The 19127-nt window shown below is 64.7% G+C and carries 20 protein-coding genes and 1 riboswitch; of the genes, 11 read left to right on the top strand and 9 right to left on the bottom strand.

What is annotated here, in order from left to right:
• The first annotated feature begins 13 nt into the window (after positions 1-13).
• The 5 genes from H290_RS0100670 to H290_RS27400 all read left to right on the top strand — a co-directional run bounded on the left by H290_RS0100670 (position 14) and on the right by H290_RS27400 (position 5491).
• The gene (locus H290_RS0100670) at positions 14-775 is read left to right on the top strand and encodes an SDR family oxidoreductase (protein ID WP_020104822.1); all 762 of its coding nucleotides are present in this window, start codon (positions 14-16) and stop codon (positions 773-775) included.
• Between the two features lie 99 nt (positions 776-874).
• Positions 875-1522 carry an isochorismatase family protein gene (locus H290_RS0100665; protein ID WP_020104821.1) on the top strand — a complete coding sequence of 216 codons (648 nt, stop codon included), beginning with the start codon at positions 875-877 and terminating at the stop codon, positions 1520-1522.
• Positions 1506-3155, top strand: a complete 1650-nt coding sequence (locus H290_RS0100660) for a (2,3-dihydroxybenzoyl)adenylate synthase (RefSeq protein ID WP_020104820.1) — start codon at positions 1506-1508, stop codon at positions 3153-3155. The genes H290_RS0100665 and H290_RS0100660 overlap by 17 nt, the downstream gene beginning before the upstream one ends.
• Positions 3156-3188: 33 nt before the next feature.
• Entirely contained in the window at positions 3189-4730 is a 1542-nt protein-coding gene (locus H290_RS0100655; RefSeq protein ID WP_020104819.1) for a SidA/IucD/PvdA family monooxygenase, read from the top strand.
• Positions 4727-5491, top strand: coding sequence for a triacylglycerol lipase (locus H290_RS27400; protein WP_155976647.1), 765 nt, complete (start codon positions 4727-4729; stop codon positions 5489-5491). The genes H290_RS0100655 and H290_RS27400 overlap by 4 nt, the downstream gene beginning before the upstream one ends.
• Before the next feature lie 105 nt (positions 5492-5596).
• Here the strand turns inward: H290_RS27400 and H290_RS0100645 are convergent, their stop codons facing one another.
• The 5 genes from H290_RS0100645 to H290_RS27395 all read right to left on the bottom strand — a co-directional run bounded on the left by H290_RS0100645 (position 5597) and on the right by H290_RS27395 (position 8898).
• On the bottom strand, positions 5597-6199 hold the full coding sequence (locus H290_RS0100645; protein WP_020104817.1) for a transglycosylase family protein: 603 nt from the start codon (positions 6197-6199) through the stop codon (positions 5597-5599).
• 6 nt (positions 6200-6205) lie between these two features.
• A riboswitch (cyclic di-AMP (ydaO/yuaA leader) is annotated at positions 6206-6405 on the bottom strand.
• A gap of 302 nt (positions 6406-6707) precedes the next feature.
• Positions 6708-6956 carry a MoaD/ThiS family protein gene (locus H290_RS0100640; RefSeq protein ID WP_020104816.1) on the bottom strand — a complete coding sequence of 83 codons (249 nt, stop codon included), beginning with the start codon at positions 6954-6956 and terminating at the stop codon, positions 6708-6710.
• Positions 6957-6958: 2 nt separating this feature from the next.
• Complete coding sequence (gene moaA, locus H290_RS0100635) at positions 6959-8050, bottom strand: GTP 3',8-cyclase MoaA (protein ID WP_028462606.1); 1092 nt, start codon at positions 8048-8050, stop codon at positions 6959-6961.
• Positions 8051-8125: 75 nt separating this feature from the next.
• Positions 8126-8638 (bottom strand): flavin reductase family protein, encoded by a 513-nt coding sequence (locus H290_RS0100630; protein ID WP_028462605.1) that lies wholly within the window; start codon positions 8636-8638, stop codon positions 8126-8128.
• A gap of 8 nt (positions 8639-8646) precedes the next feature.
• Entirely contained in the window at positions 8647-8898 is a 252-nt protein-coding gene (locus H290_RS27395; RefSeq protein ID WP_020104813.1) for a hypothetical protein, read from the bottom strand.
• A gap of 151 nt (positions 8899-9049) precedes the next feature.
• Between H290_RS27395 and H290_RS0100620 the strand changes: the two genes are divergently transcribed.
• Complete coding sequence (locus H290_RS0100620; RefSeq protein WP_020104812.1) at positions 9050-9463, top strand: cold-shock protein; 414 nt, start codon at positions 9050-9052, stop codon at positions 9461-9463.
• Positions 9464-9488: 25 nt separating this feature from the next.
• Here H290_RS0100620 and H290_RS27390 read toward each other — a convergent pair whose 3' ends face one another.
• Both H290_RS27390 and H290_RS27385 read right to left on the bottom strand, forming a co-directional pair.
• A complete protein-coding gene (locus H290_RS27390; RefSeq protein ID WP_020104811.1) occupies positions 9489-10019 on the bottom strand; it encodes a DUF2771 family protein in 531 nt (176 codons plus the stop codon).
• Positions 10016-11731 carry an MFS transporter gene (locus H290_RS27385; RefSeq protein ID WP_020104810.1) on the bottom strand — a complete coding sequence of 572 codons (1716 nt, stop codon included), beginning with the start codon at positions 11729-11731 and terminating at the stop codon, positions 10016-10018. The genes H290_RS27390 and H290_RS27385 overlap by 4 nt, the downstream gene beginning before the upstream one ends.
• A 373-nt stretch (positions 11732-12104) precedes the next feature.
• Between H290_RS27385 and H290_RS0100605 the strand changes: the two genes are divergently transcribed.
• Genes H290_RS0100605 through H290_RS27380 form a run of 3 tightly spaced genes read left to right on the top strand, consistent with a single transcriptional unit; the run spans position 12105 to position 16236 of the window.
• Positions 12105-12809 carry a DUF3027 domain-containing protein gene (locus tag H290_RS0100605; RefSeq protein WP_020104809.1) on the top strand — a complete coding sequence of 235 codons (705 nt, stop codon included), beginning with the start codon at positions 12105-12107 and terminating at the stop codon, positions 12807-12809.
• 30 nt (positions 12810-12839) lie between these two features.
• Positions 12840-15578, top strand: a complete 2739-nt coding sequence (locus tag H290_RS0100600; RefSeq protein ID WP_028462603.1) for a sacsin N-terminal ATP-binding-like domain-containing protein — start codon at positions 12840-12842, stop codon at positions 15576-15578.
• The gene (locus tag H290_RS27380; RefSeq protein ID WP_020104807.1) at positions 15544-16236 is read left to right on the top strand and encodes a phosphatase PAP2 family protein; all 693 of its coding nucleotides are present in this window, start codon (positions 15544-15546) and stop codon (positions 16234-16236) included. Before H290_RS0100600 ends, H290_RS27380 begins: the two co-directional genes overlap by 35 nt.
• Here the strand turns inward: H290_RS27380 and H290_RS30505 are convergent.
• Entirely contained in the window at positions 16124-16366 is a 243-nt protein-coding gene (locus H290_RS30505) for a DUF2530 domain-containing protein (protein WP_081631447.1), read from the bottom strand. The two genes, H290_RS27380 and H290_RS30505, sit on opposite strands and share 113 nt — an antisense overlap.
• Before the next feature lie 169 nt (positions 16367-16535).
• On the opposite strand from H290_RS30505, the gene H290_RS0100585 reads away from it, so the two are divergent.
• A complete protein-coding gene (locus H290_RS0100585; RefSeq protein ID WP_020104805.1) occupies positions 16536-16967 on the top strand; it encodes a MarR family winged helix-turn-helix transcriptional regulator in 432 nt (143 codons plus the stop codon).
• A gap of 22 nt (positions 16968-16989) precedes the next feature.
• Here H290_RS0100585 and H290_RS0100580 read toward each other — a convergent pair whose 3' ends face one another.
• Positions 16990-18216: a GNAT family N-acetyltransferase gene (locus H290_RS0100580; protein WP_020104804.1), complete on the bottom strand. Its 1227-nt coding sequence runs from the start codon at positions 18214-18216 to the stop codon at positions 16990-16992.
• Positions 18217-18257: 41 nt separating this feature from the next.
• Between H290_RS0100580 and H290_RS0100575 the strand changes: the two genes are divergently transcribed.
• Positions 18258-19127 carry an RNA methyltransferase gene (locus H290_RS0100575; protein ID WP_020104803.1) on the top strand — a complete coding sequence of 290 codons (870 nt, stop codon included), beginning with the start codon at positions 18258-18260 and terminating at the stop codon, positions 19125-19127.

The following is a 19127-nucleotide window of genomic DNA, read 5'->3' as shown; positions in this document are numbered from 1 at the left end:
GAAGAGGATCCGTATGTCTGTTCCGGGCGTGAGTGGCAAAACCGTGGTGATCACCGGCGCCGCCGGTGGTATCGGAATCGCGACGGCGCTGGCGTTCACGGAGGCCGGGGCCAATGTGGTGCGCACCGACATCGGTCCGGGACCTGTCGATCCACCGTCAGGCGCCGGAAGTTCTTATGTGCAAGCCGATGTCGTCGATGCCGATGCTGTTGCCGAGGTCTTCGAACACGCGCGACGTCTCCACGGACAGGTGGACGCGGTGGTCCATACGGCCGGCGTGCTGACCACGGGTCCGGTATCGGAATTGACTGATTCCGAATGGAATCGGGTGCTCACCGTCAATGCCACCGGGACGATGGTCGTGACACGCGCCGCATCCCGTGTGTTGCGGGGTCCGGCGTCGATCACCGTTGTCTCGTCCAATGCCGGAGCGACCCCACGCGCCGGGATGGCCGCATACGCGGCGTCCAAAGCTGCTGCGACGGCGTTTGTGCGATCACTCGGTCTGGAGCTCGCGCCGCGCGGAATCCGCTGCAACGTCATCTCTCCGGGGTCGACCGACACTGCGATGCTCCGCGGGATGTGGAACGACACCGATGGCTCGGCGGCCACGATCGCGGGTTCGCCCGAGAACTTTCGGTTGGGGATACCGCTGGGCCGGATTGCGGACGCAAGCGAGATCGCCGGGTGTGCGTTGTTCCTGGCGTCGGCCGCCGCGCAGCACATCACACTGCATGACCTGCGGGTCGACGGCGGCGCGACGCTCGATCAGTAGGTCGAACCGGGCCCAATTGTTGCAAATAAGTTAGTTGTGGCTAAGCTAACTACCCGGGCCAGTATTTGATTTACCGGGGAAGAAAGTGGAGGGTCACACGTGGCGATTCCGGCGATTGATCCGTATGAGCTGCCGAATTTTTCGGCGATTCCGGACAACAACGCGCCATGGGTCCTGGCGCCGGAGCGGGCGGCCCTGCTCATCCACGACATGCAGAACTACTTCATCGACGCCTACCGGTCCGATGAGGAACCGATGTCCACCGTCATGCCGAATATCGCTCTGATCAGGCAATGGTGTGCGCGACTGCAGATCCCGGTGATCTTCACCATGCAACCCGGTGACCAGCATCCGTCCCGTCGCGGTCTGCTGAGCGACCTCTGGGGACCCGGTCTGACCGTCGGGCGCGACACCGAAGTGGTGTCCGAGTTGGCACCGCTCGATTCCGACATCCAGGTCACGAAGTGGCGCTATTCGGCGTTCCAGCGCACCGACCTGCGTGAGCTGTTGTCGCACCATGGTCGCGATCAGCTGTTGGTCACCGGTGTCTACGCGCATATGGGTTGCATGCTGTCGGCGGCGGAGGCATTCATGACCGACATCCAACCGTTCTTCGTCGCGGATGCCACCGCGGACTTCACCCGGGACGAGCACGAGATGGCCCTGTCGTATGTGGCCAAGCGCTGTGCCGTGGTCACCACCACCGATGACGTGATCGGGGTCCTCAGACATGCTGCGGCAGCCTGACTTCGGCGCGAGACAGTCCGCGCCACTCGAATTGGACGGTGTCGTTCCCTATCCCGCCGACGCGGTGCAGGAGTACCGCGAGCGTGGGTACTGGATCGGTGAAACCCACTGGGACGTCCTCGAAGCCTCCGCGACCCGGAACGCGGACACCGTGGCCGTGTGCGATGAGCGGCGATCACTCACATACCGCGAGTTGCGTGACAACGCGCTGGCGCAGGCAGCGGTGCTGTCCGCGACGGGAATCCGGCGAGGCGATCGCGTCGTCGTCCATTTTCCCAACGTCGTCGAGTTCGTCGAAACCACCTTTGCGTTGTTTGCGCTCGGGGCATTGCCGATCTTCGCGCTGCCCGCTCACCGTGCCAGTGAGATCCGGTATTTCATCGAGTTTGCCGAGGCCGCAGCATATGTGACCGTCGACAAGGCAGCCGGATTCGACTACGGACGCCTGGCCGGCGAACTGGAAAACGAGTTCGCCGGCCTGCGCACGGTGGTGCTACCGCTCGGTGACGCCGTTGCCGCAGACGAACACCGCGAGTCCTACCGTTGTGAGGCCCTGCCCTCCGACGTGGCATTCCTGCAACTGTCCGGCGGAACCACCGGCCGTCCCAAGCTGATTCCACGTACCCACGACGACTACCTGTACTCGGTCCGCGAGAGCAACCGGATCTGCGGCGTCACCTCCGACACCGTGCTGCTGGTGGTTCTTCCGGTGTCGCACAACTTCACGATGAGTTCACCGGGAATCCTCGGGGCGCTGCACGTCGGTGCCACCGTGGTGCTGGCTCCGAATCCGAGCCCGGACACAGCTTTTGAGCTGATCGAGCGGCATCGGGTCACGATGGTCTCTGTGGTACCTCCGGTCGCACTTGCCTGGATGAACTCGTCGCTGCTGCAATCGCGTGACCTGTCGAGTCTGCAGACGATCCAGGTGGGCGGGGCCAAGTTCAGTCAGAGCGCTGCCGAACGTATCGAGGCCGACCTCGGTGCCCGACTGCAGCAGGTGTTCGGTATGGCCGAGGGCCTGGTCAACTACACCCGCCTCGACGACGAGGCCACCACGGTGACCACCACACAGGGGCGTCCGATCTCGGAGGCCGATGAGGTCCGCATCGTCGATGACAACGACCGCGATCTACCGGCAGGTCATGCCGGACACCTGCTGACACGTGGGCCCTACACGATCCGTGGCTACTACCGGGCAGCCGAACACAATGCGAAATCGTTTACCGCCGACGGCTTCTACCGCACCGGTGACATCGTGACCCGAGACGAGCGCGGCTACCTCACCGTGGTGGGACGGGCCAAAGACCAGATCAACCGCGGCGGGGAGAAGATCGCACCCGAAGAGGTCGAGAATCACCTGCTCGCGCACGATTGGGTGCACGACGTGTCGGTGGTCGGTATCCCCGACGAGTATCTCGGCGAGCGGAGCAAGGCATACGTGGTGTTGCGGACCGAATACGCTGCCACGCCGCCGAGTTCGCTCGAGATCAGGCGGTTTCTGCGTGAACGGGAACTGGCCGCGTACAAGATCCCCGATGTCGTCGAGTTCGTCACGGAGTTCCCGCGCACCTCGGTGGGCAAGATCTCGAAGAACGAACAACGCACTCCACAGCCGGAACCTGCGCGATGAACGCGATGACGGAAATGAACAAGGGGGAGTGACGTGAGCGGTTCCATTGTGTTGTCCAGGGAGAACATCGTCGCGGACATCGCCGAACTACTCGGTGTGGCACCGGAAGAGCTGACCGACGATACGAATCTGCTTGATGCCGGCCTCGATTCGATCCGCCTGATGTCGCTGGTCGAGAAGTGGCGGACTGCCGGCTCGCCGGGTGCGGATTTTGTGAATCTGGCGGCCGAGCCCGTGGTCGGGGTGTGGCTCGACGCGGTGGCGGTCGAAGCCGGGCCCGTCCAGGAAGGAATGACAATGGCGATCGACGATGGTTCGGTTGTGGACGTTGTGGACGTGGTTGACGTGGTGGGCGTGGGTTTCGGTCCATCGAACCTCGCATTGGCGATCGCGATCGAAGAACACAATCGGTCGGTGGATCCAGAGCATCAGATCGCGGCTCGCTTCGTGGAGAAGCAGTCCCGTTTCGGCTGGCACCGGGGAATGTTGTTGCCCGGCACGACGATGCAGATCTCATTCCTCAAAGACCTGGTCACGCAACGCAACGCATGCAGCGAGTACTCGTTCCTCAACTATCTGTCGCAGCGGGACAGGTTGTCCCACTTCATCAATCACCAGAGCTTCTTCCCGGCCCGGGTGGAGTTCCACGACTACCTGGAATGGGCGGCCGACAAGGTCGACGCCGATGTCGATTTTGGTGCAGAGGCCCGCGGTGTGACGTGGGACGGCGAGTTCTTCGAGGTGCAGGTCGCGGGCCGGCCCTCCATCCGGGGACGCAATCTTGTTGTCGCTGCCGGATTCACCGCCAATCTGCCCGACGGTGTCGAGTCGAGTACCCGCGTGTTCCACAACCATCAACTGCTCGACCATCTGCGCGCGCTGCCCGAGCAAAGGCACCACAGGTTTGTTGTCGTCGGTGCCGGACAGAGTGCCGCCGAGGTCACGGCACACCTGCACGACGCTTATCCGCGGTCCGAGATCCATGCGGTCTTCGGAAAGTACGGCTACACGCCGGCCGACGACAGCCCGTACGCCAACCGCATCTTTGATGCGGAAGCGGTGGCGGACTTCCACCGGTCCGGGGCGGACCTTCGCCAGCAACTTCTCGACTACCACCGAGGCACCAACTACTCGGCGGTCGACCTCCCCTTGATCGAGGAACTGTACCGGCGGGAGTACCAGGAGCGGGTCAGCGGCAATCGCCGGCTGTTCGTCCGCGGTGCGTCCGAGGTCAGCAAGATCCTCGACACGGACTCGGGAGTCTCGGTACGGATCAGCCATCGACCGAGCCAGGAGATCGACGACATCGATTGCGACGCAATCATCTTCGCCACCGGATTCCGCCCGACCCGTCTCACCGACCTCCTCGGCCCACTGGGTCAGGAATGTGAAACCGATGATCAGGGTCGGCCGCTGGTCTCGCGGGACTACCGCGTGCTGACGAGCGATCGGGTCGGTGGCGCGATCTACCTTCAGGGCAACACCGAGCACACCCACGGCCTTACATCCACCTTGCTGTCGAACCTGGCGATTCGCTCCGGTGAACTCGTCGAGTCGCTCACCACGTCCCGGTGAGACGCCTCGCGTGCGTGTCGGTGGCCGCGACGCTGTGTGCCGTCTGGCCGATCGCAGTACCTCTGGCGACGGCGAATACGGAACCCGGTACTCCGGAGCCCGGCCGGCGGATCGTCATGTTGGTACCCGGCCAGCAGGCGGGGCCCGGAACGTCGAGTCTTGATCAATTCGACGAGATGGCAGCACAACTGGCAGGGGAGGGCTACGTGGTACACGCCGTTGACGTCAACGGTCTCGATCTCGTCGCCGACTCCGCTGTGATCGCCAGGGCGGTTGATCGGGCGACCGAAGGCGTCGAAGTGGAATCCCTGTCGATCGTGGCCCACAGCTACGGCGGGTTGTCGTCGCGTCGGTATCTCAAAACGCTCGACGGCACCGACATCGTCGACACCTACATCGCGATCGGGACCCCTCAATACGGCTCTCCGGGCGGCTGCGTCCAACTGCCGGGCTTCGGTTTCGACGGATGCCCGATCACCCCGTTCATCGCCGAACTCAACGCCGGAGACGACACACCGGGCGACACCGGCTACGTGTCGATCCGCAGCGATGAGGAGCCGGCCGATGGACGCCTCGACGGTGGACAGTGCCGGCTCGCGCCGATCGAGAATCTCGTCCATGAGGGGGAGCCCGCCGACACCCGGGTGATCGATGCGGTATCCGGCGCACTGTCCGGTCAGTGCGCGGGTGACTTCGTCGACGAGGCCGATGGCGACATCACCCTGGCGGAGAGTCTGTTCCCGGCGCCCACTGTGAGCTAGTGGCCGGGAGTTGGCGGCCGGCGACCGCCCAGGAATTGGAAAAGGACCCCACACGGACGTTGCGTCGCGTGTGGGGTCCTTCGTCTGCTGGCTCCTGATCGAGGATCAGGAAGCGGGGAGGTAGCCCTTGTACTCGTTGAACAGCGCGAGCTGATCAGCGGTCAGGTCACCCTGTGCGTTCGCCTGATCGAGCAGATCGTGCAGCGCGGGATCGTTGATCGCGGCCTTGATCTGAGCGACGACGTCGTCGGTTTGCGCGGCCAGGTTGGGGAGCTCGGGCACGGCCGGGATCTCCAGGCTCGGAGCCGCGGTCGGAGCCGGGGCCTCGCGCTGGGTGGCGCCGCTCAGGCCGGTTCCACAGCTGGGCCATGCGCCCTTGCCCTGCGAGGCGAGGACACGCTCGGCGACAGTGATCTGCTGCTCTTTGGTGGCCTGGTCTGCGCTCGAGGCGAACTCGCCGCCGCCGTTGGCGGTCCAAGTGCTCGGGGAGAACTGCAGGCCGCCCTGGTAGCCGTTGCCGGTGTTGATGGCCCAGTTGCCACCCGACTCGCACTGTGCGACCTGGTCCCACTCTGCGTCGGTGGCTGCTCCGGCGTTGCCGCCGCCTGCAAAGGCGAGGCCGGCACCGCCGCCGATGACGGCAGAGGTGAGAGCGATTTTGGCGAAGGTGCGACCAGTGGTGGTCGACTGACGATGACGTCCGGACATAAGGTTACTTCCTCTCTCCACGCGCCTACGAAGTCAGCTGTCGGGTTCGAGCGAGAGGTTGCTCGGTTCCGCTGTGCGGAACTACACCCCAAGGATTTCGTTGGTCGCAGGCGTTGACCGCCTTCGACCGCGGGAATCCAGTGATCTCCAGGAGATGTTTGGGTCCCCCGCCCTCGTCCCTGAAATACGTTTGGAGTTTCTCGGAACGCGGGACGAGGTTGGGCGCGGCGATCCGAGAATATTCAGTTGCAATCTGGCCGATCAGTTCGGCCGAGTGAGACGCTACGTGTTAATTCGCGTTGCGCACACACTTCCGCGAGGCTCCCAATTGGGTGTCCGAAGTGACTTTTGGCCCCGATTTGGCGTTTCTGCTGCTCATCGCTATGAGTGTCGACCTGTGTCCGTTCCGTGATCGAACCGTTATGTGAGTAACATCACAGCATCGTTCGATGGGATGACAGGTGCCAGTGGGTCAGATGTCCAGCAATGCGGTCGGGTGACCGGCGGATCAACCGCCGGCAAACGGCGGCAGAACATCGACGGTGTCGCCGCCGGAGAGTGTGCGTGACCGATCGCGGACCGCGATCGACTCATGCAGATATGAGCATCGTTGCAACACTTCAGCCAATCGCGGATTCGATTGACTCAATTCAATTTCCAGATCGGCCAGCGTCGCTTTGTCAGTGAGGTGGATCACCATCTGCTCGACACCGGCGGCCGCTTGCGCCGCGGCGAAAAATCGGACGCAGATCTCCACGCTCAGCCCCCGATCGCCGACATGGGCCGCGAGGGCTGGAGGAACCCGGGTTCATTGACCCCGTGACCGGGCAGCTTGCTCCAGGTCGCCTGCCGCCAGCGCAATGCGATGTCCTGATCTGAATACTCGGTTGACCGTAGCAAAGTTCGGATATCGGTCTCTGACGCGGCGAACAGGCAGTTGCGAAGCTGCCCGTCGGCGGTCAGGCGGGTGCGGTCGCAGTCGCCGCAGAACGGCCGCGTCACCGAGGCGATGATGCCGACGCGGGCCGGTTTGCCGTCTGGTGTGCGGTAGCCGTCCACGATCCACCGCTGCGCAGGCGCGGCGCCTCGGGGTGCGGTATCGGGTCGCAGATCGAAGTCGGCCCGCAGCGTTTCGAGGATCTGATCGGCGGTGATCATCGTGGTCCGGGACCAGTGATGCTCGGCGTCGAGCGGCATCTGTTCGATGATCCGGAGTTCGTAGCCTTCATCCAGACAGAACTTCAGGAGGCCGGTGGCATCGGACAGGCCCGTCTCGGGGTCGAGGACGGCGTTCACCTTGACGGGCGACAGACCGGCTGCGCGAGCCGCGGCCAGGCCGGCCAGCACATCGGGGAGGCGATCACGCCGGGTGATGGCGGCGAAGCGGGCCGCGTCGACGGTGTCGAGGGAGATGTTGACCCGATCGAGTCCGGCGTCGGCAAGAGCCTCGGCGCTGCGGGCCAGGCTGAGGCCGTTGGTGGTCAGCGCGATCTCGGGACGGGGATCCAAAGCTGCGACGGCACTGATGATCTCGGTCAGGTCCTTGCGCAGCAACGGTTCGCCGCCAGTGAATCGCACCGCACGGACACCGAGCTCACGGACCGCGATCCGGACGAGCCGGATGATCTCGCCGGCGGTGAGAACGTCGGCCTTGTCGAGCCAGTCGAGGCCCTCGGCGGGCATGCAGTAGGTGCACCGGAGGTTGCACCGGTCGGTCACCGACACGCGAAGATCGCGCACCGCCCGTCCGAAGGTGTCGATCATCGGCCCGGATGTGGGCATGACGGCATCGGTCATTGTCTCCGGGCGACCCTTGGGGCCGGTCGGCATACCGAGTGCGATGGCTGTCACAGACTCCAGCCTACGTTTCATTGCCCACTGCCGGTCACCCGAGTCGGTCGCGGGTGAGTTTGCCGAGCGTAAAGGTCAGGCGCGACGCTGTAGTGCGCGGAAGGTGCTGGCGTGGAACACCAGCGGCTCGTGATCGGTGTCGGCGCGCAATGCCAGCACCTTGAGGAGCACCAGGCTGTGGTCGCCGGCGGGGATCTCGTTGTAGATCTCGCAGGCGAGTTGCGCGACCGCGCCACCGATGAAAAGTGCACCGTCGTCAGTGGTTTCGAGGTCGAGTCCGTCGAATCGTTTCTCGGCCGGGCCGGCCAGCTGCTTGCATTCGGGTTCCTGGTCGTGTGCGAACACGGACACTCCGAGCACGGGCGCCGAATGCAGCTTGGGCCATGTGCTCGACTCGTTCTGCACACACAGCGAGACCAGTGGCGGATCGAGTGACACGGTGGCAAATGAACTCGCCGCGATGCCGATCGGGTCGCCACCGTTCTGATGGCATACGGCGACCACGCCGGTGGGAAAACAGCTGTAGGCACGCCGCAGGGCCGAACCATCGCTGGTGGGTGTCAGGGTTCCGTCAATATGAAGGCTCATCTCGAGCGTCACTCTAGTTGGGCGGTGTCGTCATCGCCGGATCGATCGGCTTCCCGTTTGGCCCGGCGGCCTGATCGCAGGGCAAAAATCAGCCCGCACAAAAATCCCAGAGGCGCACACATGGTGAGCAGATAGACGAAGAGGGGAGCGGTTTCCCCGGTGATCGGCTCGGCGAGGAACAACACGATCAGCGCGATGAGCCCGATCGCAAACAATCCCACCGCGACCCGTAGTAGCAGGGTGCCTTCGCCTTTGCGCATGTGATCAACGGTAGTGCAGTGCCGCTTCGCGTGAAAAAGCCCCGGTGTCAGCGCCGTGGGCGAGGCGCTAGACTGGCGAACGCGTCTGCTGGACCGAACTGTCACAGCGGGCGCTTTCGTTTTGGTCGACGCGAACAGATGGGTGTGCACAGTGCCTACCGGCAAGGTGAAGTGGTACGACGCGGAGAAGGGCTTCGGCTTTCTCTCGCAAGATGATGGCGAAGACGTCTATGTACGTTCGTCAGCGCTCCCCGCTGGAACCGAGGCGCTCAAGCCCGGCCAGAAGGTCGAGTTCGGTATGGCCGCGGGTCGCCGCGGGCCACAGGCACTCACGGTGAAGGTTCTCGACCCGGCGCCCAGCGTTGCCAAGAACAACAGGGAAGCCCGTAAAGAGCAGCCCCGGCGGCATACCACCGACGAACTCCACGGAATGGTCGCCGATCTGATCACCCTGCTCGAGGGCAAGGTCCAGCCGGATCTGCGCAAGGGGCGCTACCCCGATCGCAAGACCTCACAACGTATTTCAGAGGTTGTCCGGGCCGTGGCCCGCGAACTCGAATCCTGAGGTGACCCGACCGGGTAGGTCTGACCTACCCGGTTGCGGGAACCTCGACGCCGTCCGGACGGGTGTCCACACTCCACAACCCCCGCTGGATGAATCCCTCACCCTGAACCTCGATCTGCGATGGTTGCTGGACCTCGAACCCGGCCAGTATCCGGTCCTTGGTCGACGGCAAGGTGATGGTGCGTTTGGATCCACTGGAGTACGACGTCGCAGATCCCTCCAGGCCGTTTTCGGTCAGATAGATCGCAATCAGGTTCCACGGGCCGACGGAGAGCTCCTCCGAGACGGAAACCATGGCGCTGTCCCCGACGGCCACCGGGACACGTGACGACGGATCGTCGAGTGAACCTTCGCAGCTGTTCAGGTCGATGGTGCAGTACTTGAGCGGGTCGACGCGCACGAGTTCGCTGCCGCTGGCCACCTGAAGGTACGGGACATCGCTGCTCTCGTGATCCACGGTCAACGCCGCGACGGTGCCACCGACAATGGCGACAAAGAGAACGGCCACGATCGCCGTGATGATGGCGAACTTCTTTTCGCCGGTCGACAAACTCATTCTCCGCGAGCACCCTTTTTCCGTGTGTTCTTGTTCCACGACTCCCGCACGGTGGGATCGACGTGGATTGCGCCGGTCGGCATCGTCATGTCAGGTCGCTTGCCGCCGAATCCGGGGACCAGGGTCGATCCCCGATTGGTGGCAAACGTCTGAGCGAAGCCGAGGGCCAGGATGACGGTGATGACACCGAATCCGATGGTCAGATTGGTCGGCATCAAAACACCGAGTGCGGCACCGAAAACCCAGCCCATTTGCAAGACGGTTTCGGAGCGGCCGAATGCCGACGCGCGGGACTCGTCGGGCAGATCATCCTGGATCGACGAATCGAGGCACACCTTGCCGATCGCGCTGGTCCCGGAGGCGATCAGCGCGGTGATGACGACCAGGAGGAGGTTTCCGAAGATCGCGGAGAGCAGCGAGAATCCGGCGCACGCGCCGGTGACGATGACAACGACGCGCTGGGGGTTCTTGAGTTCGAGTCGGGTTCCGGCGGCATTGCCGACGAAGTTGCCGACACCGGCGGCCACGCCGACAGCGCCGAGCATTGCGACCTGCTCCCAGCCGCTGCCACCGCCTTGCTGGGACTTCGCGTAGAAGGCGATGAACAGGGTCAGGAATCCGGTCAGGATCCTGATGGTCCCGTTGCCCCACAATCCCACCAGGACGTTGCGGCCCAACGGTTGTCGCATGCTCGCGGTCAGGGCCTTGACCGTTGACTGCTTGGTGTCGTCGGTCGGTGGTGTCCGGGTGCGGGCCGGTTCGCCGTGATAGGTCAGCGTCGTGGGCACCTCGCCCTCGGTGACCTCGACCCACGACGGGATCCGCATACACAGGACGGCCCCGACGACGGTGATGATCGTCATCCACACCATCGCGCCCGGGACGTGCATCGGCAGATATTTGCCGAGCAGGATCTCGAAGACGAAGGCGACACCGCCGCCGACGATGGTGCCGCCGACCAGGCCGAAGGTGGTCAACCGGGAATTCACTCGTGGCAGATCGATGGATGGTGGCAGCACCCGAGGGGTCACCGCGGATTTCAGAACGCCAAAGGATTTGGACAACACCAACATTCCGAGGGCACAGGGGTACAGCACCCACGGGTCATAGGTCAGTTGGCTCGACGAGGCATCCCACCCCGAGTTGGCGATGACGAGCAGCGCCAGAATCGTCCGTCCGATGAACGTGCCGGCCATCGCGATTCGGCGACCGCGCTGCAACCTGTCGAGCAGTGGTCCGATCAGCGGCGCGATGATGGCAAACGGGGCGATGGTCAACGCGAGGTACAGGCCGACCTTGCCCTTGGATTCGGCGCTGGCCGCGGCGAAGAACAGCGTGTTGGCCAAGGCGATCATCATCGCGGCGTCGGTCGCGAAGTTGGCGACGGTCGGATATGTCAGCGCGGTCAGTCCGGATCGATCGGCGCCGTCCGCGGTGGCGGCCCGATGGATCTTCCCGAGACCCTTCGCGGTCAGCTCGCGCCCGCGAAGCGCGGCAACACGGGTGACGGTGAGCTTGCGCGGCATGGCGCGGGCGTTGTCGTCCCGGTGGTAGTCGGTCTCATCGAGTGGCGGCAGATGCCGGTTCTGCGATGTCTGGGGCCGGGTGTCCTGGCGGCCGGGCGCACCGGGCGGCGGGTAGGCCCCGGGCGGGGGACCGCTGCGTGGCGGATTGCTGCGCGGCGGCTGGTTCTGGGGTGGTGGCTTCTGCATCCCGGGTCCGCGCGGCGGAGGAGTCGGCTGCGACGTGCGAGCGGGCCCACCGTCCGCCGGATAATTGGCAGATCCGGGGTGCACGCCGGGCGGCTGTCGCGGTCGCTGCCGGGGATCGTGGCCCGGGGAACCATCATTGCCCCGCGCAACGCCGCCCCGGTCCGAGGGGGTCGCACGAGGATCGTGTGGTTGATTTCCTCGGTTCACTTCCCCGATTGTTCCTTATGTCGTGACCACCGACCAACCCTCGGGCCCCGGGCGAGTTGCGATACGGCACACTAGAGGAGTGAACGCGGTTACTGAACAGCCAGAAACAGGGACCGATGCTGCGCAGCCCGACCAACAGCGGGTTTCGTCGCTCCTGGCCTCGGCCGTGGATCAGGCGCGCGATGCCATCGACGCCGACGATCGGGAGATCGGGGATCACCTCGATGCGGTGACGGAGGCCGACTACACGCTGACCCACTATTTCGCGGCCAACGTGCCCGGATATCGCGGGTGGCAGTGGTGTGTGGTGTTGGCCGGATGCCCCGACAGCGATGACGTCACGATCAATGAGGTGGCGTTGCTGCCCGGGTCGTCTGCACTGACGGCACCGGTCTGGGTGCCGTGGGATCAGCGGGTCCGGCCCGGCGACCTGCATCCCGGCGATTTGCTGGCGGCACCCGCCGATGACCCGCGACTGGTGCCCGGATACGTCGACAACGGTGATTTTGATCTGGTCGACGAAGAAGCCGCTGTTGCCGAGGAGATCGGGCTGGGCCGCAAGCGATTGCTGAGCCGGGATGGCCGGCTCGACGCCGCGCAGCGGTGGGTCGACGGCGACCACGGACCGGCCGCCGACATGGCCCGCAGTGCCCGGCACAATTGCCTCACGTGCGCCTTCTACCTGCCGGTGGTGGGTTCGCTGCGCGCGGCCTTCGGTGTCTGCGCCAACGAGTTCTCTGCTGACGGCCATGTCGTCCACGCCGAGTACGGCTGCGGTGCACATTCGGATGTGAAGGCCCCCGAAGGTGCCGGTAGCCCGGCGTTCGACGCCTACGACGACGGCGCGGTCGAAATCCACGCGAACTCCTGAGCGCGCGTGATGGCGCACTCCGGTCGGATCGTGCCGGATCCGTTTGGTGTTGACCGGTTGCGGGACGCGATCCTGCAGTCCTGGCTGGCGTCACCCACCCGATTGCACGAGGACACCGCCGCCGAATCCGATCTTGTCGGGGTCGGATATCGCGATCGGCTGTTGACCGAGCTCGTCGCGAACGCCGCGGATGCGGCCACCGAAGCCGGTGCCGCAGGCCGCGTGGCGGTGTGGATCGACGATGAAGCCCTTCACGTCGCGAACACCGGTGCTCCGCTCGACCGGTCCGGGGTGCAAGCACTGACCGCACTGCGGTCGTCGAGCAAGTCCGGTGAAGGTCTGGTCGGCCGGTTCGGCGTCGGATTCAGTGCGGTGGCCGCGCTCACCGACCACGTCCAGATCCGTTCCCGTACCGGGTCCATCGAGTTCTCTGCGGAGCGCACCCGGGAGCAACTCGCCGGCACCGACCTGGCGGGCGATCCGGTGCCGACGCTCCGGCTGGCGTGGTTGATCGATGCGCCGCCTGCGTCCGGCTTCGACACCGAGGTGGTGCTCAGGCTCGACGGTGCGGCCGATGCCGAGACCATGCTCACCGAGTTCTGCACCGAAAGTGTCGAGCTCCTGCTGGAATTGCCTGCCATCGAGACGATTTCGGTGGGTTCGACGACCTTCACGCGAACCCGCGACGGTGATGTCGTCACCATCGGAGCGCAACAGTGGCGTGAATACGTGGCTCCACATGCCCGATGGTTGCTCCCGCTGCGGGGCGAGCACGTCACCGCGGTGGCGACGGGGGTGCTGCGGGCGCCCACGCGGACCGACGTCGAACTCACGGTGCCGGCGATCTGCATCGGCGATGTGCGGCTGACGGCGGATCGTCGTGGCCTGCATCCCGATGCCGAGATAGACACGCTTGCAACCGGTTACGCGGAGTTTGCGGCGGCGCTGTCACCCTCGGATCGGCTCGTGCTCATCCCGTCACCGGGTTTCGCGGCCGGCCACGACGACGACCGGCTGCGGACTGCTCTCATCGAGGAGCTGAGTGTGGGGCGATGGCTGCCCGGCGCAGACGGGGACGATCTGATTCCCTCGCGATCCGAGGTGCTGGTCGATCTGACCCCGGGACTGGCGGCGTTGATCGGGGAGATCATCACCACGCTGGTGCATCCGGATCTGTCCGAGCGGTCGGCGCTGAGCCAGTTGCGCTCGGTAGGGGTCACCGAGATCGGGCTTGCGGAGATCGCTGCCCGGCTCACCGGCCTGGAGCGTGAACCACGTTGGTGGGGAAAGCTTTACGCCGAGTTGTCGATGCTGGCTCAGGGGCAGGTCGACGAACTGGGTGCGTTGCCGGTGCCGCTGGTCGACGGCCGGACGATGCCCGGAGCTCGCGGCACGGTGTTGCCGCCGTACACCTCCGATGCAATTGATGCCGGCAGTGAAGACGATGATGCCACCGGTCCGGTGGCACCATCGTGGCTGCCGACCGTTCATCCGGACGCGGTGCACGACCTTCTCGAGCGTCTCGGCGCCCGGCGGATCTCGGTCGGGGAGATGCTGGCCGATCCGGCGCTACAGTCCGAAGTCGAATCCGATCCGGAGAGTGAACAACTCGCCCGCAGCGTTCTGGGTTTGCTTCGTGGCGCACCGGATTCACCGGTTCCGGGTTGGCTGGGCTCACTGGCACTGCCGACGATGGATGACGGCGATCTTCGTCCGGCGGACGAACTCCTGCTGCCGGACAGTCCGTTGGCTGCTGTGCTGGTTGATGATTCGCCGTTCGGTGTCGTCAGTCCGGAATGGGTGCAGCGGTACGGGGCGGCCTCCCTGCGGGCACTCGGTGTCGGTTGGGATTTCACGTTGACCAGGGAAGAGTATCCAACCGGTCCCGAGCATGATCTACCCGATGAATCGCAGTGGTGGGACACGCTCGTCGACGTGCCCCAGACCTTGATCGCCGTCCGCGATCTCGATCTCGTCGATCCGGACAAATGGCCGCAGGCGCTGAGCCTGCTGGCCGAATCTCCCGACGTGGCCGTGTTGCTCACCGAACGGCGCGGCTATACGGCCTGGTGGCTCCGGCACTACGCCGTGATCGACGGGGTGCGGCTTGGCGGTTGGCGGGCCCCGAGCGACACCGCCGCGTCGGGTCTGCTCGATCCACTGGATCACCCGCACGCAGACAACGTGGCCGGCGCCCTGGGCAGTACCGAGGTGGAGGACACCGAGCAAGCGCGGATGATGTTGTCGCACTTGGCAGATGCGCGCCGCAGCATCACCCCGTCGGTGGCGGCGTCGGCGCATACGGAATTGGCCCGCGCACTGCGCGACGGCCGGGTCCATCTCGACGACCTCGAACCCCCCGAAGGCTTTCGCACGTTGGCCGGCACAGTGGCGACAGAAGCGGTTGTGCTGGATGCGCCATGGATGGTGGCGGCCCTGGATCCGGCCCTGACCGTGTCGGTGATGCCCGGTGAGTTCGCGTTGGCCACCAATCTCGCTGATCTGCTTGATATCCCGACCGCCACCGAGGAGTTCGTCGGTGGACCGGTCGATGCCGGACTGGAATCGACGTGGGATGCCCAGCCCTGGGCCCTGCGATCGGCTCTGTCGCAGAATCGGGAGCTGCCCGTCGGCCCCATTCGGGTGCACTCCCAGCTCGTCGTGGAATTGCGGCGCGGGGGCAGCAGCGTCGAGCATCGGGTGCCCTGGTGGCGTGATGAGGGTGGATTGACACATGTTGATGCAGAGTCCGGTGTCATCGCAGGCTGAGCTGTTGCAGAGCAGCGACCAGGCAACGTCGTTCGGTCCGGATCAGTACGTCCTGGACTGGATGGTCGACCACCGGACGGACACCTGGACCGCGGTGATGAAGGCGATCACCACGTTGGGTAACACCACGACGTTGTTCGTCGTCGCCACCGTTGTCACCATCGCGTTCGCGATCGGTCGCAAGTGGCGTTTGGCGCTCTTCGTCGGCCTCGGCTCGGCGGCGGGTTCGCTCTTGATGGTTTTCCTCAAGGAACTGTTCGGCCGCGAACGGCCCCCGGTGCCGGACCGGATGATCGATCTGTCGAGCCACTCGTTCCCGTCGGGTCATGCCATGTGTTCGACCATTGTGTACGGATTGGTTGCGGTAGCCCTCTATCAGGCGAGCCCCTGGGTGCGGTCGCATGTGTGGGTTCTGCTGTTCGCGCCGCTGCTCGCGCTGAGCATCGGTATCAGCCGGGTGTATCTCGGAGCGCACTGGATGACCGATGTCGTCGCCGGGTGGATCCTGGGTGCCCTCTTCGTGGCGGGTGCGACGTGGATTACGTTCAGGCCAGGCCCTGCTGAGCCGCCGGACTCCCTCGCCGCACAGCAAGCTTCTGCAGATACACCACAAAACACCCGAACAGACCCACCCCAAGGCCCACCAGACAAATCGTGAGTGTGTTGTCGGTGCCGAGGTCCCAGATCGCGACGACGACGGCGGCGATCAGCCAGGCCGTCATCCCGGCGATGATCACCGGACCGGGTGCGGTCCACCGGGCGGGCAGTTCGGGTATCTCTGGGGCCATGACGTCAGGCTAATCCGATTTTGATCACACGCGAAGTCTCATCGCCCGTCGTGGCGGGCGAAATAAGAGTTTTGCAACCAGAGTCGCTGGTAGTTCGGTTGTGAGGTGAACAAATGAATGTCGGCAGTTCATCGTTCAATTACGGTCATGCTCACTTATCCTCAGAGCCGTGGACCAGAATGACGAGAAGTTGCCCAGTGACTTGGCGATCGCCGTTGTGCGACTGACCAGGCATCTGCGTGGGCGCCGAGCGACGTCCGTGGTGTCGCTCACGCAGCTGTCGGCCCTGTCCACTCTCAAACGAGAGGGGTCGATGACCCCCGGCGCCATCGCTGCCCGCGAACGCGTGCAGCCGCCGTCGATGACGCGTGTGATCGCTTCGCTGGCAGACCTGGGGATGGTCAGGCGGGAGCCTCACCCCACCGATGGCCGGCAGGTGATCGTGACCCTGACACCCGCCGGCGACGCGCTGGTGGTCGACGAGGCGAACGCCCGCGAGGAGTGGCTGCGGGCCCAGCTCAAGCGACTCGACGACACCCAGCTGGACACGCTGCGTGGCGCGGTGGGCATCATCGAGTCGATCGTGACCGAGAGCGACTGAGCGCTGCGGTGGCCCACGATCTCTAGAAGAACGTGCCGGCCACCGGTTTACGGTCGGTGCTGAAGGCCTGATCGATTGCGTGCAGGGTGGGACCGTCGACGGTCCACAGCCGTTGCGCCGCAGCGAAGTCCACGGCGCGGTACGCCCCGAGGTAGAGGCTGCTCAGTACCGAGATGTCCATCCGGACGGTGGGCTCGGCATCGGTGATGGTCACCGTCGCCCGGCTCCCGTTGATCGCCACGTTCCAGCGCCCGCCGGATTCGCGGTATGTATCGCTGACCTCGAGAACGAATTCGGTGTCGTGTCCGTACTCGCGTAGTGAAAGGGCCTGTGCCACATCGAGTATGCGCAGCCACATGCTGTCGCGGATGCCCGTGACCGTCGGTGCCCGAAGGTCGGTGAGCTTGAGGGGGAGTGGATCGTCCACCGGGGTCGTGGCAGTGATCGCGGGTATCAGGTCGAGTCCCGACAGTACCCGCCAGAGATCGGTGTGCGCCTCATCCGTGACGGTGAAGATCTCGGAAACCTCTGCAATGGTGGAGGTTTCGGATTCGTGATGGATCCGGTAGCTGGCGTAGCCGTCCGGATGCAGCAGATAATGCAGACTGCTGCGCCCGTTTCGGAGGATGGGGCGGTCGGCGAAGATCATGTTCCACCACACCGATGTCCGGGCGATCGCGCCGGGACGGGTCGAGACCCATCGGTCGTGGATCGCGGGCACCGATTCGCGGATCTGGTCGGCGTCGCCGAAACGGACGGTGGAGTCGGTGGGTGCCGGTGACCGCAGTGATGCCTTCCTCAGATCGAGGCGCACGCGGTGCTCGAAAGCTGCCGGGCCGTAACCGAATCGCTCGTAGATGGTTCCTTCTGAGGCCGTCAGGATCGAGAAGACCGACTGCTCGCGTTCCCACTGCTCGAACAGTTCTGTGATCATCAGCCGAAGGATTCCGCGCCGCCGGTGCGTCGAGGCGACCGACACCCAGGACAGTCCGGGCAGGTCCACCTTGTGACCGCCCGGGATGGACATCTTCATCCGGAAGAACATCGCCACGCCCACCAGCACAGGACGTTGTGGATCGGAGGTGTCGTGGACCACGACGACGTCGGCGTCGGCCACCTTCGAACGGATGTCGGCCAGTGCCTCGTCGTCGAGTGGTTCGACAAAAGCGAACGCCCTCGCATCGGCGATAGCGATGTCGGGCCAGTCGGATTCGATCGCGCGACGAAGTGTCAGGTTGCCGTTGCTCACCCATCCAACTTGTCACATCGGGGGTCGGGCAAACTATCCGGATGGCCGGATCGCATTCTCACCCGGACGGCATCACGTCCGAACTCGCAGTCACCGTGATCGATATCGATGACCCCGCAGACCCCCGTGTTGAAGACTTTCGTGACCTCAACTCCGCCGATCGACGTCCTGACCTGCCGGTTTTGCCGGGCGGAACACCGGGCAAGAGTTTGGTTGTCGCCGAGGGCGTGCTTGTTGCGCAACGCATGGTCACGTCGAGGTTTTCGCCGCATGCATTCCTGGGAGTGGACAAACGACTCCGGGAGCTCGCACCGACCCTGTCCGACGAATCTGTTGCCGGTGTGCCGTTCTATCGCGCCAGTGCCGCGGTCATGGCGGAGGTGGTCGGATTCCATCTGAATCGGGGTGTCCTCGCCGTCGCTCGTCGTCCGGAGCCGATCGCACTGACGGATGTGCTCGCCGGTGCCCGGACGGTGGCGGTACTCGAGGGTGTCAACGATCACGAGAACATCGGAAGCATCTTCCGGAACGCGGCAGGACTGGGGATCGACGCCGTGATCTTTGGCGGTGCCTGCGCCGATCCGCTCTATCGGCGATCGGTCCGGGTATCGATGGGACATGTCCTCCTGGTGCCCTTCGCCCACGTCGAAAGCTGGCCATCGGACTTGGAAGTGCTCCGCGACAACAACTTCCGCATCATCTCGCTCACCCCCGACGAAGCGGCCATCCCGTTGTCACAAGCGGTGGACGCCGAGCGCGTGGCGTTCATGGTCGGGGCCGAGGGCCCAGGGCTCTCGGAGACGGCGATGCTCGCCGGTGATGTGCGGGCCCGCATCCCGATGACCCGGGGGACCGACTCGTTGAACGTGGCGACGGCTGCGGCACTGGCCTTCTACGAGCGGGCGCGCTGA

Source organism: Nocardia sp. 348MFTsu5.1, from assembly GCF_000383535.1.
Lineage (GTDB): Bacteria > Actinomycetota > Actinomycetes > Mycobacteriales > Mycobacteriaceae > Williamsia > Williamsia faeni.
This window is presented reverse-complemented; position numbering and strand designations above follow the sequence as displayed.

Bases quoted from the DNA above. Each gene is read 5' to 3' on its own strand.
- H290_RS0100630 (WP_028462605.1), bottom strand. From the start codon at position 8,638: ATGAGCCTTCATATTGACGGAACCCTGACACCCACCAGCGATGGTTCG.
- H290_RS30505 (WP_081631447.1), bottom strand. From the start codon at position 16,366: ATGGCCCCAGAGATACCCGAACTGCCCGCCCGGTGGACCGCACCCGGT.
- H290_RS0100660 (WP_020104820.1), top strand. From the start codon at position 1,506: ATGCTGCGGCAGCCTGACTTCGGCGCGAGACAGTCCGCGCCACTCGAA.
- H290_RS27380 (WP_020104807.1), top strand. From the start codon at position 15,544: ATGTTGATGCAGAGTCCGGTGTCATCGCAGGCTGAGCTGTTGCAGAGC.
- H290_RS0100575 (WP_020104803.1), top strand. From the start codon at position 18,258: ATGGCCGGATCGCATTCTCACCCGGACGGCATCACGTCCGAACTCGCA.
- H290_RS27395 (WP_020104813.1), bottom strand. From the start codon at position 8,898: ATGCGCAAAGGCGAAGGCACCCTGCTACTACGGGTCGCGGTGGGATTG.
- H290_RS27390 (WP_020104811.1), bottom strand. From the start codon at position 10,019: ATGAGTTTGTCGACCGGCGAAAAGAAGTTCGCCATCATCACGGCGATC.
- H290_RS0100645 (WP_020104817.1), bottom strand. From the start codon at position 6,199: ATGTCCGGACGTCATCGTCAGTCGACCACCACTGGTCGCACCTTCGCC.
- H290_RS27385 (WP_020104810.1), bottom strand. From the start codon at position 11,731: ATGCAGAAGCCACCACCCCAGAACCAGCCGCCGCGCAGCAATCCGCCA.
- H290_RS0100670 (WP_020104822.1), top strand. From the start codon at position 14: ATGTCTGTTCCGGGCGTGAGTGGCAAAACCGTGGTGATCACCGGCGCC.